A 14,124-nucleotide genomic window follows, 5' to 3' on the forward strand; every position below is an offset into this window, starting at 1 on the left:
GTATGCCCGCCAAGGAACGCTACCCGCACTTGCCTAAAGCGGTTGAATACGCCCATATTGGTTGGGATTTTTTCATTCTGACGCTGGTGGTGATTAACCTCGCACTCCTGCTGTTTGATTCACTGTTTCTACTCGGCCCTATTAACCAAGGCATCGCCAACCTCGCGCCCGGTTTTCATACTTTCTACGATGAGGTGATTCATAGCCGTTTCATCACCATCGACTTGGTATTTGTCAGCTTTTTTATCGCCGATGTACTGCTGGGCTGGTCAATTGCCATTGCCGAACGGCGCTACCACCGCTGGTTTTTCTACCCCTTCGTACACTGGTATGACGTGCTGGGCTGCATTCCCCTCGCAGGCTTCCGCCTGCTACGTATTCTACGCGTGGTATCGTTAATCAATCGGCTGCATCGCCTCGGTCTTATTGATGTTACCCACTGGTATGTCTATCAATTTGTTGCCAAGTATTACGATATCCTGTTGGAGGAGCTTTCCGACCGTATCGCACTACGGCTGTTGGGCAATGTACAGCAGCAGATACGCGCCAGCGATTCGCTGACCGAGCGCGTGATTGAACGTGTGATCATGCCCCGCAAGTCGCAGCTGATTCATGAGATTGCGCAGCGGTTGGAGAGCACTATCGGCAAAGCGTACCAGCACAACCGTCAATCCATTATGGCGGCGATCAGCGATTTGGTTAGCCGTACGCTGCGGGAAAGCCCCGAGATTCAGCGCCTTAACCGCCTGCCCATGGGGCAGCAGGCCACCAGCGCTATGGAGGCATCACTCAGTGGTGTCGCCCAACGACTAGTCGATGAGCTGCTGCTAGGTATTCATTCCAACGAGTTTAGGCAGTTAGTTGAGCGCACCGCCGACAGCGGCTTCGACACTTGGCTAACGGTTGACGAAGGCAGCAATCGCGTTACCGAGCAGGTGCTGTATGACGTCCTCGAAATGCTTAAAGACCAGATAAGCCACCAAGCCTGGAAAGACCGCTATGAATAATTCACAAGGTGGCGGGGGCTAACGGGCGCTCGCCCAAACAGGCGGCGACAATGCCCAATGCCTGAATGAGCTCGCTGCGATCCGCCGCGGCCCCAACACATAGACGAATGGCTTGGGGTGCGGGGGTGCTGCCTACACAAAAGGGCTCCGCGCTGCTTACCTTAACGCCCCGCTGCAGTAGCCGATCACACAACTCTACAGCCCGGCTTCCCTCTGGCAGCGTCAACCATACATTACTGCTGTGGGAACGCCCGCTTAGGGTAAACCCTTGCAGCCACTGGGCGGCCAACTGTTGACGCTCCGCTAACTCTTGAGTCTGCCAGGTGAGTAGCTTTTCAGCCGCGGCTTGGTTAATCCAGTGGCAGACCACGTCGACCATTAGTGGCGGCACCATCCAACTCTGGGCGCGCAGGCCAGTCGCTAGCCGCTCGTGCAAACGTTTAGGCGCCCGCAGCACGCCAATTCGCAGCCCTCCCGCCAACACTTTAGCGGTACTAAACACAAACAGCGTGCGTTCCGGCGCAAGTTTATACAGAGGCGTGCCGCGCTGCTCAGCGGGTAGATATTGCACGCCGTCTTCAATCAACCAGATATCATGGCGCCTCGCCAGCGCCACCAGCTGTTCGCGACGCGGCGCGCTTAAACACGCGCCGGTGGGGTTGTTCTGCTCCGGCGTAAGATAAATCGCTCTCGGCGGCTGCCGGGCACACTGCGCCTCCAGCAGATCCATGCGCATCCCTTCGCTGTCTTGACCAATCCCTACCAATTTGAGATGAAATTGCTGCGCTGCGCTGATGGCACCGGGGTAGGTCAAGGCATCGGCAGCCAGCAGCTCGCCCGGCCGCAGCAAGGTGCTGAGCGCCAGACTAATGCCGTGTTGGCCACCTTGGGTGATCAGCAGTTCATCAGCCATCAGTGGCATGCCTAAGGTATTTAGCCAGCGAGCCAGCACCTCTCGATGCTCGCGACGCCCCTGAGACTCTTGGTAGGTCACACCCCGCGCTAATGCTGCCCCGGATTGGCTTAAGGCGAGCAACGCTTCGCTCAACAGCGACTGTCGCAACGGGTGGGGCGGAGGCAGACTAAGACTTAAATCGATCACACCGGCCGTTTCATCAGCAGGAAACGTTAGGCTAACAGCGTTGTCCTGCGTTTTGCTCCTCACATAGGTGCCGCTCCCCACCCGTGCCGATACCCAACCGCTGCGTTCAGCTTCAGCGTAACCCCGGGTTACCGTGCCGATGGTCACCCCTAGCGCATCTGCCAAACGGCGCTGGGGGGGCAAGCGCTGCCCAGGCAGTAGTTCACCTGCCTGGATAGCGGCTTCAATGGCGCTGGCAATAGCGCGATAGCGTGAACCAGAAAACTCAGCGAGCGAAGGCACCCACATTGTCATGGTGACAATAAAACCTTTGACGTTAATTTAATCCCCATTATGCTAACAATAGCCGCTTTAAAGCAATACTCAATCATAATTGTATGGATACAAAAAATGAACAGCGAATGGGTAATCCTCGGTCCGGCCGCGCTCTATATGATGTCGATGACGCTTACCCCTGGGCCAAATAACGTTATGCTCACCGCTTCTGGCGCCAACTTCGGCTTTAAGCGCACGCTGCCGCATATGTGGGGAATTTTAGGTGGCTGCTTTTTACTCTTTGCGGGCATAGCGCTGGGCTTGGGGGTGCTGTTTGAACGCTACCCGGCGATTCAAACCGCACTACGCTGGGTCGGCAGCGCCTATTTGCTCTACTTGGCATGGAAAATCGCCAGCGCGCCGCCGCCCAATCTTAACGTCCAAGCCCATAGCGTACCGTTTACGTTCTGGCAGGCGGCGGCTTTTCAGTTCGCCAATCCTAAAGCATGGGTGATGGGGCTGGCATTGATGGCAGGCTTTCTACCCGAAAACGGCCCGCCGATAGTCAACGCGCTAGTGCTTGCAGGCTTTGCTGAGCTAGTGGGACTGCCGTGCATCGCTTTGTGGGCCGCCTTTGGCAGTGCGATTGGGCAGTGGATCAAAAGCGACGGCGCATGGCGGGCGTTCAATATGACGATGGGGGTGTTGACCGCCGCCTGCGTCTTACTGATCTTAGGTTAGCCGCAGCGAAGTTCCTCGATGACATCTTGATCATCAAGATGAATATTCAAACGATCCGGGCGGTGGTCCATGGTAGCCATATCCCCAGGGCGCAGCACACGCACTTGTCGAGCACCGCTATCGCTTTTTAACTGCGACCCCATCGATTCAACGAAGGGCTCACCGATGGCGGATTGGATAGCATCAAGATCGCAGGCAGTTGCCTGCTCTTGATTAGATCCGTTAGACCCTCCCGTTGGCGGCGGTGGCGCTGCATCTACGTCGTCGTTGGCTGGGGAAATCGGCATTTGGGAGCTAACGCACGCTGTTAGCAGTATTGCAGAGGCACTTACAAGGGCAAGCTTGACCAGGGTCATACAAGGCTTCATCCGTGAATCTCCAGATAGCAGGTTATGGAATACAGGCGCGACTCGCCACTGGGCCGGGCATTTGCCCGGCCCAGTGATGAACATTATCGTGCTAGTGCAGCTTAACTGGCCGCATCTTGAACGGCTTGACCGCCCTCTTGCACATCCTGGCCAGCGCCAGCGATGGTGTTACAACCAGTTAGAACACCCGCCGTCATCAGCAGCATAAAGCTCATGGCCAATAATTTTTTCATTTTCCGTTCTCCTTAACGAGTCATTCAACATCGGGAAACTCCACTGGCAACGTAATTTGCCACTTGGGAGTTTTTTCAGGGTAACAGCGTTTTGGCAATTGCGCTCGCTTTCCCTAATTCACTTCGCGGCGACTATACTAGCCATTATCCAAACCACTGTCTGGAGTCTAACATTTGATCAATTTCGAGCTGGATGAACGCCTTGCCGCCGACACCTTACCTATCGCCGAGCTCCCATTAAGCCGCGTGCTGCTAATGAACGACGCGCGTTATCCCTGGGTGATTTTAGTACCGCGCCACGCTTCTATCAGTGAAGTGTTTGAGCTTTCTGCCAATGACCAGCAGCAGCTTTGGCGTGAAGCCACTCAGCTAGGCGACGCAATGAAAGAAGCGCTGGGTGGGGACAAAGTTAATATTGCCGCGCTCGGCAATGTGGTTAGCCAACTGCATGTACACGTTGTTATCCGTCGGCACAGCGATGCAACCTGGCCTGCCCCAGTATGGGGCAACGGCTCACCTAAACCTTACGATCTGGATGACCAAGCGCAGTTACGCGACCAACTGCTGGCGCTTATCGATGGACTGGATATATAGCCTAACCGCTACCCCGTTAATGGATGGCCTTGCCGCGCAGGTGGCTCGTTGAGAAGTGGCCCACTCGCAGGCTGGGCGATACCCGCGACGCTAAGTGAGATGCCCAGTACGACAATCAGCGTACCACCGGCCAGGGCCATCCAGCCGGTGGCTTTTTGTACACTGCGCTGGCTGTGCTGCTGCTTGGACAAACGCCGCTGCGCCCAGCCGCGGGCTAAAATACTGGTCAGTGCGAGTGCTGACACCGTGAGCCCCGTGCCCAGCGACATAACCACAACAGACGCCACGCCGACTGCGAACTGGCCGAGCAGGCTAGCCGCCCCCAACATTAACACTGCCCCGCTGCATGGGCGCATGCCTATGGCACCGACCGTCATTATCGCCGTACGCCAATCTAACGCCTGCTGCGGCTCAACATGGTGGGCACCGCCGCAACAGTGGCTATGATCATGGTCTTGATGATGCTCGTGGCCTGGGCTGTACGCATGAGCCGCTCGCTCAGGCTGATAGGCTCGCCGCAATTGCTTGACGGCTCGCCAGCATAGCCACGCCCCTAGCGCCGCCACCAGCAGAAAGCTGGCCTGCTCCACCCAGGCAACGCTACCCATGGCCTGGCGAGTGATCCAGCCCAGGCCGTAAACCAGCACCACAATCAGCGCAATGGCGGTCACCCCTTGCAGCAAAGAGGCGGCAAACGACAGCCCCAGGGCGCGCTTTACCGCACCACCGTGGGTGGCTAAGTAGGTCGCCAGGACGGCTTTACCGTGCCCCGGACCGGCGGCATGAAAGACGCCATAGGCGAAGCTAACACTCAGCAAGCTCACCCACGTTGCCATACTGGGGGTACGCGACAATTCGGTAATCGCCAGCGTTAGCGAGCGGTGCAGATCACGCTGCCAGCCAAGTAGCTGATAGCTAACGCTCTGAAAACCGCCTTGCCAAACAATGATAAGCACTGCTGCGACTAGCAACAGGCCCAGCATTAACCCTAAGTGACGTGTGAAGGGCCTTGTTAAGGACATCTTAACGCTCCAACGCAAAAAATGTTACAAGATAACATATCTATAAAACAGCACGCCACTGCCTGTTTTCGAACAGCACCTAGCGACAATCAACTTGGCCGGTTTCGGCAAAATAGCGCCCCAGGCCTGGCTCACCACTCTCATCCTTGTCGAGCAGCGCCGCTTGCATCACCCGCTCAGGATCTGGGTCCGCGGGGAGAATAGCCAACTCACAGGCAGGCTCGCCGTGCAGTATCAGCGCATCATCCCGAGGCTGACCGCCCGCCTCCTCGTGCACCACTTCGATGTAGTAGGTGGGATCAAACACCTGGTAGCTAAGCAGGGCGTCTGTCAGCGGCTGCGGCGTTTCCAGCGGCAGGATAAACATAAAGGTCAGCCGCCCATCGCGCTCCATGGCGGTATACTCGCTTACCTCACCCAATGCCTGGCGTTCACCGTTAATACGCACTTCAGTTAAGTAGTGCTGCGCGGCAAGGTTATCGCGAATCTCTTTGCCTAGCTGGTCGAGCCCCTGTTCGAGGCTGGCACCCTCTACCTGCTGGAGCTCTTCAAAAACCACCAGGCTATAAAAAGGATCCATACGCCAGGTTTGATGCAGGCCACTCACCACGCCCTGATCATCGGTGATGACCCGCACACTCAGATCGATCCAACCGTGAGGGTGGGCGTGGGCATCGTGGCTGACCAGAACGCTACTCATCCCCAAGCAAACGGCGATTGCGCTACCGGCCCACTTCATGGCGCGACACCCAGTTTATGCTGCAAGGCGACCAGCCAAGGGTCGAGCAACTGGGGCGGTATTGGCTGACTCCCCCTAAGTGCCGACACCCGCACGCGGCTGCCACTACCCTCGTCGGTCACCTGCAGTTGCAAACGGTATTCCGGCCAGCGGGCCAGCGATGCCTCAGCCCGCCCCAGCGATAGATCCGCATGGCGAACCACATAGCCCTGCTCCACCATCAACTCGACGGCTTCGCGGAAGGTCTCTTCTGATGAAGTGCTATAAGCCAACTCACGGGGCTCCAAGGGCGTGGTCGTTGCACAGCCGACCAATCCACCCAATAGCCCAATTAACAACCAGTGGCGAAGCGTCATAACGGCCTCCCGGTGGCGGGGACGGTTTGCGTAAAGCGGGTTTGAAAGCGCTGACAGAAATCGTCGTTGCTGGCACTGTAGGATTCGCGCAGATCACCCCAGTGATCGAAGCGGCGAATATCGCGGGATATGCGTATATGCGTATCGTCGACCAATAGCGACACACGCTCAACCTCTACCGGCTGCTGGCCTACGCCACCGCCAAAACTGCTCCCTATACCGAACCCGACACCGGAACCTCGGCCGATACCCAAGCCACCAAAGACCCGCATTCCGCGCCCATAGCCGTAGGCATCATCGTAAGGATCATAATAGCCGTGTAGCGCACGTTCTCGACTGGCGCTAATCAAACCCAAGGCGGTATCAGTAGAGTTCAGGGTAAAGCCCCATTCGGTGAGCACCTCAACACTGGTTTCTAACGCCCGCTCATGGTTGGCGGGAAAATAGCACGCAGCCGCAGGCGCTGGTTCCGCTTGCGGCAGGCGATCAGGAATCACTTGGCAGCCAGCCAGTGCTAGCAGACAGGTTAAGCTTATGGGTATCGACTTCATGTTAGATCCTCTAACGGACGAGGCCGCTGGTTTAGCTCGCCGAAGCTAGTCATGCTTAAATGAAATGACATTGTAGTGAAGACACTGTTTTGTGGAGAACGTGCTGATGAATGTTTTACTTTGCCCCGACAGCTTCAAAGATGCGCTGAGCGCCCAAGACGCCGCGGCCGCCATGGCGCGGGGCGTGCAGCGCGCCATACCCGAGGCGCACGTTCAAACCTGCCCATTAGCTGACGGCGGCGAAGGCAGTTTAGACGCTCTGATCGCCGCCACTGGCGCTGAGCGGCGCCAGCTCAACGTTCAAGACGCCCTGGGGCGTCCTCGCCAAGCGGCCTGGGGCTGGCTGCGCGACCAGCGTACCGCGTTTATTGAGTTGGCAGAAGCCAGTGGTTTACAGCACCTCGGCGTCGATGAGCGCAATGCGCTGCACACCTCCACCTTTGGAGTGGGTGAACTGCTGCTGGCGGCGCTGGATCAAGGCGCCGAAAAAGCGCTTTTACTGCTCGGCGGCAGCGCTACCAATGACGCTGGGGCAGGCATGCTGCAGGCACTGGGCGTGCGCTTTTTAGATCAAAGCGGCAAACCGCTACCTCCCGGCGGCGCAGCGCTTAGCCAGCTGGCTAGCTTAGCGCTTGACGGGCTAGACCCGCGGTTAGCCAAACTCAGCCTAGAAGCCGCCGTTGATGTGGATAACCCGCTGCTGGGAGAGCGCGGGGCCAGCGCGATATTTGGCCCGCAAAAAGGGGCATCGCCTGAAGAAGTTGAGCAATTGGATCGAGCGCTTAGCCACTTCGCCGATATCAGCGCGCAGGCGTTAGGCGATGATTTCCGAACGCTGCCGGGCGCAGGCGCCGCGGGCGGCATGGGGTTTGCAGCCAAGGCGTTCTTAAATGCCACGTTAAAACCCGGTATTGAGATGATTATGCAGCAAGCGGATATGGCCACGCACTTGGCCAGTGCCGACTTGGTGATCACCGGTGAAGGGCGTCTGGATGGCCAAAGCTTGTCGGGTAAAACCCCCATTGGGGTCTCCCGCGCCGCCAAGCGCCTTAACAAACCCGTTATCGTGTTGGCAGGCAGCCTAGGCGATGGCTGGCAGGCTTGCTTTGACGAAGGGGTAACGGCAGCGTTTGCGTTGGCCGACGGCCCGATGACCTTAGCCAATGCGCTACCGCGCACCGCTGAACTGTTGGAAGCGCGCTGCGAAAGCTTGCTGCGGCTGTGGGTGCATAGTCCTTAAAACACCATGTGCAGCCCTTGAAAAAAGCCCTCATCGCCAGCATCTAATGCAATAGCCAAAGGGTAAAGGCAACGACTTAATGTCGAAGCACTGATGCCAAAGAACTGATGGCAAAGAACTATGGCAGCGATGCAAAAAACTTGTTTTGCACCGGCGCTAAGACACCCTATTCTGGTAACACGCATTAACCGCCGCACATTGCGACACAAACACTGTTGCACAAATACTGCGGCATAAAGAGGAAGCAGGATATGACTGATACTAATAGCATTGGCCTACACGAAGGTAGCGCTAGTCAACTCGCCGAAAAGCTCAACCACCTGCTGGCCAACTACCAAATTTTCTACATGAACGTACGCGGCTACCACTGGAATGTTCGTGGGAACGATTTTTTTGAACTGCACGCCAAGTTTGAAGAGTTTTACACCGACCTGTTGACCAAAGTGGACGAGGTTGCCGAACGCATCCTGACCCTGGGCCACAAGCCGGTACACGCTTACAGCGACTACGTAACGCTATCGCGCATTCAGGAAGACAAAGACGTTCACGACGGCAACACCTGCGTCAAAGGCGTGCTCAAAGGCTACCAAACGATCATTGAGCTGCAGCGTGAACTGCTGTCGCTCGCCTCTGACGCCGACGATGAAGGCACCGCGGCGCAAGCCGGTGACTACATCCGCGAGCAGGAAAAAACCATCTGGATGCTCAACGCCTATTTAAGCAAGTAAGCGTCAGTTTTTGAGCTAACAACGGCACCTTCGAGGTGCCGTTTTTGTGTTCGCGTGGGGCGATCAGCGCTGGTCGGCAAGATCCTCGATCAACGCCCGCAGCAGCGGCCAGAACTCTTCCACCGAAGCTAACTCCACCCGCTCATCCGGTGAGTGGGCGCCGCGAATCAATGGCCCAAAGGAGATCATATCCAGCTGCGGGTATTTGCTGCCAAGAATACCGCACTCAAGCCCCGCGTGGATGACCTTCACCTCCGGCTCACGGCCCAGCAGCGCCGCGTGGCGGGCTTTAAAGGTCGCCAATAGCGCGCCATCAGGATTAGGCGCCCAGCCCGGGTAGCTGTTTTCCACCTTTACCCGCGCACCAATCAACCCAAACAGCGCTTTAAAGCGATCCGCCATGGCGACCACCGCACTGTCGTGCAGTGAACGAACCAGCGCGCAAAGATGCAGCCGCCCATTCTCCAGGCTGAGCACGCCCAGGTTATTGGAGGTTTCTACGACTCCCGGCACATCGGCGCTCATCCGCTCGACCCCACAGGGGGCGGCGTGAAGTGCTGCCAGCAGCATAGCGCTGGCGTCCAACGTTAGCGGTTCGGCTTCGGGCGCCTCGGTTAGGCGTTGAACACTGATGCCAAGGCCACTATCACCACTGCCCAATTCTCTTAGCAGAATCGTTTCCAGCCCCGCAATAGCGACCATGGCGGCATCGACTTCATCGGCAGGCAGCGCCACCTGGGCAAAGGCTTCCCGGGGAATCGCATTACGCAAGGTGCCGCCATGGTAGCTAATCAAGCGCGCATCAAACGCTTCCAAGGAGCGCAAAACTCGAACCAACAACCGGTTGGCGTTGCCCAGCGGTTTATGGATATCCGCGCCGGAGTGCCCCCCATTCAGGCCGGTCAAGGCGATCTCGATCACTCGCTCGTGATCGCCAACGGCAGCGCTGGGCAACTGGGCATCCACTTCAACGTCGGCACCGCCCGCGCAGCCAATATAGACCTGCCCCCGGTCTTCGCTGTCCAGGTTGAGCAGCAGCGAGCCTTCAAGCCAGTTCTCCGCCAGGTTCAGCGCGCCGCCCATGGAGGTCTCTTCCTCCAGGGTAAACAGCGCTTCCAGTGGCCCGTGACGAAGATCAGGATCTTCCAGCACGGCAAGAATCGCCGCCACGCCCAGCCCGTTATCTGCTCCTAGGGTGGTGCCATCGGCGTGCAGCCAGCCATCGGCTACATAGGTGCTGATCGGGTCACGGGTGAAATCGTGGGCGTGATCGCTATTGGCTTGCGCAACCATATCCAGGTGCCCCTGGAGCACCACGCCGGGAGCCTGCTCGCAGCCGGGGGAGGCCGATTTACGAAGGCGTAAATTACCGAAGCTATCGCGGTCGTGGGCGAGGCCTTGGGCATCGGCCCAGCTTTCGAGGGTAGCGACGAGTGCCGCCTCATGCCCAGAGGGGCGCGGCGTATTACACAGCGTTCGAAAGTGGCGCCAAACCAATGAGGGCTCAAGCGCGTCAAGATGTGCGTTCATAAGGACTCTTCGTTATCGGTAACCAGCCTACTTTACCTCAATGAGGCTGTTGGCAGCGAGGCGTAGGGCTTTCAAAGCATCGCCGTGGGCATCCGCCAGGGGACTATTTTGAAACGCCCAGGCGGCTAGCTGTTGATGTGCCTGCTGCTGGGACGCGGTTAAAGTGCAGCGGCTGACTTCCCGGGCCAAGGCTTGCAGCGCCGGGCGGGCAAGGACGGGGTCGCGATGTGCGGTGGCTACATCCTCAATATCCTGCCACTCGCGGTCACTCAGCGGCATGCTCGACAGTTGACCGAGCAGCAATACCAGCACCGCAGCAGGCAATGCCGTCAGTTCAAACGCCAGCAGACTAGGCAAGCCTGCCTGGAAGCGCTCGCTAAGATCAGCAAGCACCGCCTCGCCTTCTGAATTCAGCGCTTTGGCCACCATAACAGCGAACTCACCGGTGGATGTCTCCCGGCTAATCCCCAGGCGTACCGGCCTAAATCCCAGTGCCAGCCAAAAACTTAGCAGTGACGCCTCTGCCCCGAAGGTCGCGCCATAGAGCGCAACCCCCTGCTGCCTGGCGGCAGCCATATCGTCGTGCAGCAACGCTTGCCCCAAGCCTTGGCGACGCCGCTCGGGGTGGGTCGCGATACGCACCACCCGCCGCCAGCGGGCTGTGAGCGCATCTCGGCTTCCCGCATGGGTCGCCAGCGACTGCGCCAACAAATGCCCCTGGGGGCGGCGTTCACCACGGGCGACCTGCTCGGCAAGGGAGGCCTCAAAGCCGCCCTCTTCGCTGGTTACCAATACCGCTTGAGGCTCGCCTGCCTGCGCAATTAAGCGCAATTGAGTGCCTGGGCCGTCAAGAAGTTGGCGCAGGTTGTTGGGAGAGGTGCGGTAGTGGGACTGCACCAGCAGTCCAAACAGTTTCTCCAAGAGGGCATCTTGTTGGGCAAGCCAGGCGCGATCAATCACCTTGGTTGCCACGACGCTGCCATCCGTCTGAGCGCTGGGCAGCGGCGCTTTTAACAACAGCAGTTGATTGACCAGAACTTCCAGCGGGTCGCCGCTGCGCCAGCGGATGGGCGCGTCAAGCGTGAGCGCTTTCCACTGGGGCGTCAGCCGATCAAGGGTTGCGCGAAAGCGCAAGGCAAAGCCTCTTCCCGAGCCCTCATAGCCGTGCACCGTGGTGGCGAAAGCAATCCGCGGAAAGGCGGCCAGCCACTGCCCTAACAGCGCAGCGGGAATCGCCGCCGCCTCATCGACCATTAAGTAGCTGCCATCACCGCCCTGCTGCTGGGCGTTGATCTGCTCGGTTAGGCCATCCGGGGGTAAAAAAATCAGCTCGCTGCCTTCGGCCAACACAAAGTGGCCTGGGGCCACCCGACGGCCATCCGGGCAGAGTGCCGCGACCCGTTCAAACACGCTCTCCACTGCACTCAGCCGCGGCGCGGTGAGCACTACGCGTTGGGCTTTGCGCATTAGCAGCCGTGCGCAGGCGATACCCAAGGCGGCGCTTTTGCCGCGCCCACGATCAGCGGTGATAACCAACGGGCGACGCCGTTTTAAGCCAATCAGTTTTTTCACTGCGTAGGCCTGGTCTGAGCTTAGGCAATCACTATCAGCCGTTGCTGTATCGTCTACTTTGCGCGCAGGCAGGTGAGGCAGATGCAACGAATGATCAACGTCCCAGCGCACTAGCTGAGCTGAGGCCTGCAACTGGCGCGCCAAGCGCGAAAGATAGTGGCAGCTCAGCTCGGACCAGCGCCAGGGATGATCGGCAAAACGCGCATAGTCCGGGTCAGGTGCCGCTCCCCACGGGTGTGGCGTGAGTAATATCAGCAAACCACCGGCAGTAATCGTGCCCGCCAGCGCCCCCAACGCCTCAGGATCAAATCCGCTGCCGTGGGTATCGAGCACTACCAACTGATGCTCTGCCCCCAGTCGCGTGCGCGCCTTGCGAGGCGAAAGATGCCCATCACCCACCCACAGCGGTGCATGCCAGGGGTGGGCTTGCCATAACGCCTGCGCGAGGGATTGGCACTGCTGAGCATCGCCGCTTAGCCACACTAGCTGGCGCCAGCGGCGGCGGGCTAAACGCTGTGCGTGATGCACTAACGCGGCCACTCTTCGCGTTTGCTGTTGGTTCTCTAGCACGTGGTTATTAGGCAAATAATTTCCTGTTCCAGCGCGACTGCTTCCCATTACGTTAGCCTATCAGTGTATCAGCGTGCCGCTGAGCGCTTTGTGGCAAGCTTTCTACTTACAACTTTGGTTGAATAATTTAACTACTTTCAACGTTTTAAAGCGATCTTATCACTCACTCTTACGCTAAAAATATTCGATAACTCTTTGTTTAAATTGCATATATGAATTTTTTTCTAAAACCTGCCGATGAGGCCGCTTACATTACTGATATTGCACTGCAGCGGGGTTGTTGTGCTAATTTAGCTCTGCAGCGCTAAAAGCCCTTGTTTACGTAAACGTAATCCAGCGGTGCTGCACTTTCCTGCATTCAGGTAACCAACACTAATAACGCCACACGCCAAACCAGGAAATACATCATGAAAAAAATGACCAAATTCGCCCTCACCGGCCTTGCCGCTGGTATTGCCTTCGCTACGTTAACGACCACCGCCCAAGCACAAGAAGAGTGGACAATGACCACCACCTGGCCGGAAAACCTTGATCTGATCAAGATTGACCAGCACTGGGTGGAACTGGTCAATAAACTGGCGGGTGAAGAGCTGCAGATCAATTTCCGCGCAGGCGGTACGCTAATGCCCGGCACGGAAGTATTTGACGCCACTGAAACGGGCAGCATTGAAGCCGCAGGCGACTGGCCGGGCTACTGGGCAGGCTTAAACCCCGCCTTTTCGCCACTGGCCACCACGACCAGCCTGTTTAATGGCGTTGACTACCTCAACTGGATTCAGCAATGGGGCGGCCGCGAGCTGTACGAAGAGATTTATGGCCAGTTCAACATGGTTTATCTCCCTTACGGCATCACGAACAATGAGTCGGGCTTTATGGGCCGTACCCCGATTGAGAGCATTGCCGATTTAGACGGCAAGCGTCTACGTCTTTCGGGCCGCGACCAGGGCCGCGTGCTTGAAGAGCTGGGCGGTTCCCAGGTCACCCTGGCAGGCGGTGAAGTCTACCAAGCCATTGAGCGCGGCGTCATCGATGCGGGTGAGTTCTCTACCCCTGGGGTCGACTTTAATGCAGGTTTTGCCGAAGTGGCCGACTACTGGGCAACGCCCGGCTGGCACCAGTCGGCCAGCGTATTTGGCGTAATGATCAATAAAGACGCCTGGGATGCGCTCTCCGAAGAGACCCAAGAGACCCTGCGCATCGCGGCGGATGCAACCATGGCATGGTCATTGTCCTGGTCTGAGCGCCAGTCCACCGAAGCCACTCAGAAGTTTATTGACGCGGGGGTAACGATCAACCAATTCTCTGAAGAGGATCTGGCACGCATCCAGGAGGTTACCAACGAGGTGATTCTACGCGGCGCTTGCGAAGACTCTGACCACGCCAAAGTCTACCAATCAATGATTGCCTATCTTGAGCACTATGCGACGTGGCGCGATGTTTCCGCACCCTACAATATGAGCCGCGTGATGGACAATCTGCCTTCACTGGAAGAGATCGAAGCCTGCCTGTAAGGCGC

The 14,124-nt window shown here is 57.8% G+C and carries 15 protein-coding genes; 6 read left to right on the plus strand and 9 right to left on the minus strand.

The features are described 5' to 3' along the window. Positions 1–2 precede the first annotated feature (2 nt). Complete coding sequence (locus ACT3UM_RS04925) at positions 3–1,007, plus strand: ion transporter (protein WP_498896628.1); 1,005 nt, start codon at positions 3–5, stop codon at positions 1,005–1,007. A 1-nt stretch (position 1,008) separates the two neighbouring features. Here the strand turns inward: ACT3UM_RS04925 and ACT3UM_RS04930 are convergent, their stop codons facing one another. Beyond that, complete coding sequence (locus tag ACT3UM_RS04930) at positions 1,009–2,403, minus strand: aminotransferase-like domain-containing protein (protein WP_498896630.1); 1,395 nt, start codon at positions 2,401–2,403, stop codon at positions 1,009–1,011. A gap of 96 nt (positions 2,404–2,499) precedes the next feature. Here ACT3UM_RS04930 and ACT3UM_RS04935 point away from each other — a divergent pair, with 96 nt between their 5' ends. Beyond that, complete coding sequence (locus ACT3UM_RS04935; RefSeq protein ID WP_498896632.1) at positions 2,500–3,105, plus strand: LysE family translocator; 606 nt, start codon at positions 2,500–2,502, stop codon at positions 3,103–3,105. Here ACT3UM_RS04935 and ACT3UM_RS04940 read toward each other — a convergent pair. Beyond that, positions 3,102–3,473: an I78 family peptidase inhibitor gene (locus ACT3UM_RS04940; RefSeq protein WP_498896634.1), complete on the minus strand. Its 372-nt coding sequence runs from the start codon at positions 3,471–3,473 to the stop codon at positions 3,102–3,104. The two genes, ACT3UM_RS04935 and ACT3UM_RS04940, sit on opposite strands and share 4 nt — an antisense overlap. A 101-nt stretch (positions 3,474–3,574) precedes the next feature. Then, complete coding sequence (locus ACT3UM_RS04945) at positions 3,575–3,706, minus strand: entericidin A/B family lipoprotein (RefSeq protein WP_498896636.1); 132 nt, start codon at positions 3,704–3,706, stop codon at positions 3,575–3,577. 174 nt (positions 3,707–3,880) lie between these two features. On the opposite strand from ACT3UM_RS04945, the gene ACT3UM_RS04950 reads away from it, so the two are divergent. Further along, positions 3,881–4,300, plus strand: coding sequence for an HIT domain-containing protein (locus ACT3UM_RS04950; RefSeq protein ID WP_498896638.1), 420 nt, complete (start codon positions 3,881–3,883; stop codon positions 4,298–4,300). An 8-nt stretch (positions 4,301–4,308) separates the two neighbouring features. Here ACT3UM_RS04950 and ACT3UM_RS04955 read toward each other — a convergent pair whose 3' ends face one another. From ACT3UM_RS04955 to ACT3UM_RS04970, 4 genes are all read right to left on the minus strand, one after another. After that, positions 4,309–5,322, minus strand: coding sequence for a nickel/cobalt transporter (locus tag ACT3UM_RS04955; RefSeq protein ID WP_498896640.1), 1,014 nt, complete (start codon positions 5,320–5,322; stop codon positions 4,309–4,311). Positions 5,323–5,401: 79 nt separating this feature from the next. After that, entirely contained in the window at positions 5,402–6,061 is a 660-nt protein-coding gene (locus tag ACT3UM_RS04960) for a DUF1007 family protein (protein ID WP_498896642.1), read from the minus strand. After that, complete coding sequence (locus ACT3UM_RS04965; protein ID WP_498896644.1) at positions 6,058–6,417, minus strand: hypothetical protein; 360 nt, start codon at positions 6,415–6,417, stop codon at positions 6,058–6,060. The genes ACT3UM_RS04960 and ACT3UM_RS04965 overlap by 4 nt, the downstream gene beginning before the upstream one ends. Further along, positions 6,414–6,968 carry a hypothetical protein gene (locus ACT3UM_RS04970; RefSeq protein WP_035561998.1) on the minus strand — a complete coding sequence of 185 codons (555 nt, stop codon included), beginning with the start codon at positions 6,966–6,968 and terminating at the stop codon, positions 6,414–6,416. Before ACT3UM_RS04970 ends, ACT3UM_RS04965 begins: the two co-directional genes overlap by 4 nt. Positions 6,969–7,074: 106 nt before the next feature. Between ACT3UM_RS04970 and ACT3UM_RS04975 the strand changes: the two genes are divergently transcribed. Both ACT3UM_RS04975 and ACT3UM_RS04980 read left to right on the plus strand, forming a co-directional pair. Further along, positions 7,075–8,208 carry a glycerate kinase gene (locus ACT3UM_RS04975; RefSeq protein ID WP_498896646.1) on the plus strand — a complete coding sequence of 378 codons (1,134 nt, stop codon included), beginning with the start codon at positions 7,075–7,077 and terminating at the stop codon, positions 8,206–8,208. Positions 8,209–8,459: 251 nt separating this feature from the next. Then, positions 8,460–8,936 (plus strand): Dps family protein, encoded by a 477-nt coding sequence (locus ACT3UM_RS04980; protein WP_022522067.1) that lies wholly within the window; start codon positions 8,460–8,462, stop codon positions 8,934–8,936. A gap of 63 nt (positions 8,937–8,999) precedes the next feature. Here the strand turns inward: ACT3UM_RS04980 and ACT3UM_RS04985 are convergent, their stop codons facing one another. Beyond that, on the minus strand, positions 9,000–10,466 hold the full coding sequence (locus tag ACT3UM_RS04985) for an aminoacyl-histidine dipeptidase (RefSeq protein ID WP_498896649.1): 1,467 nt from the start codon (positions 10,464–10,466) through the stop codon (positions 9,000–9,002). Positions 10,467–10,493: 27 nt separating this feature from the next. Continuing rightward, the gene (locus ACT3UM_RS04990; protein WP_498896651.1) at positions 10,494–12,656 is read right to left on the minus strand and encodes a tRNA(Met) cytidine acetyltransferase TmcA; all 2,163 of its coding nucleotides are present in this window, start codon (positions 12,654–12,656) and stop codon (positions 10,494–10,496) included. Positions 12,657–13,015: 359 nt separating this feature from the next. Between ACT3UM_RS04990 and dctP the strand changes: the two genes are divergently transcribed. Beyond that, entirely contained in the window at positions 13,016–14,119 is a 1,104-nt protein-coding gene (gene dctP, locus ACT3UM_RS04995; RefSeq protein ID WP_498896653.1) for a TRAP transporter substrate-binding protein DctP, read from the plus strand. The last annotated feature ends 5 nt before the right edge of the window (positions 14,120–14,124 follow it).

This window comes from Halomonas sp. AOP13-D3-9 (assembly GCF_052379125.1).
Lineage (GTDB): Bacteria > Pseudomonadota > Gammaproteobacteria > Pseudomonadales > Halomonadaceae > Vreelandella.

What these genes read in the sequence shown, in the direction of transcription:
- ACT3UM_RS04925 (WP_498896628.1), top strand. Translation starts at nt 3, where the DNA reads ATGCCCGCCAAGGAACGCTACCCGCACTTGCCTAAAGCGGTTGAATAC.
- ACT3UM_RS04930 (WP_498896630.1), bottom strand. Translation starts at nt 2,403, where the DNA reads ATGACAATGTGGGTGCCTTCGCTCGCTGAGTTTTCTGGTTCACGCTAT.
- ACT3UM_RS04935 (WP_498896632.1), top strand. Translation starts at nt 2,500, where the DNA reads ATGAACAGCGAATGGGTAATCCTCGGTCCGGCCGCGCTCTATATGATG.
- ACT3UM_RS04940 (WP_498896634.1), bottom strand. Translation starts at nt 3,473, where the DNA reads ATGAAGCCTTGTATGACCCTGGTCAAGCTTGCCCTTGTAAGTGCCTCT.
- ACT3UM_RS04945 (WP_498896636.1), bottom strand. Translation starts at nt 3,706, where the DNA reads ATGAAAAAATTATTGGCCATGAGCTTTATGCTGCTGATGACGGCGGGT.
- ACT3UM_RS04955 (WP_498896640.1), bottom strand. Translation starts at nt 5,322, where the DNA reads ATGTCCTTAACAAGGCCCTTCACACGTCACTTAGGGTTAATGCTGGGC.
- ACT3UM_RS04960 (WP_498896642.1), bottom strand. Translation starts at nt 6,061, where the DNA reads ATGAAGTGGGCCGGTAGCGCAATCGCCGTTTGCTTGGGGATGAGTAGC.
- ACT3UM_RS04965 (WP_498896644.1), bottom strand. Translation starts at nt 6,417, where the DNA reads ATGACGCTTCGCCACTGGTTGTTAATTGGGCTATTGGGTGGATTGGTC.
- ACT3UM_RS04970 (WP_035561998.1), bottom strand. Translation starts at nt 6,968, where the DNA reads ATGAAGTCGATACCCATAAGCTTAACCTGTCTGCTAGCACTGGCTGGC.
- ACT3UM_RS04975 (WP_498896646.1), top strand. Translation starts at nt 7,075, where the DNA reads ATGAATGTTTTACTTTGCCCCGACAGCTTCAAAGATGCGCTGAGCGCC.
- ACT3UM_RS04980 (WP_022522067.1), top strand. Translation starts at nt 8,460, where the DNA reads ATGACTGATACTAATAGCATTGGCCTACACGAAGGTAGCGCTAGTCAA.
- ACT3UM_RS04985 (WP_498896649.1), bottom strand. Translation starts at nt 10,466, where the DNA reads ATGAACGCACATCTTGACGCGCTTGAGCCCTCATTGGTTTGGCGCCAC.
- ACT3UM_RS04990 (WP_498896651.1), bottom strand. Translation starts at nt 12,656, where the DNA reads ATGGGAAGCAGTCGCGCTGGAACAGGAAATTATTTGCCTAATAACCAC.
- dctP (WP_498896653.1), top strand. Translation starts at nt 13,016, where the DNA reads ATGAAAAAAATGACCAAATTCGCCCTCACCGGCCTTGCCGCTGGTATT.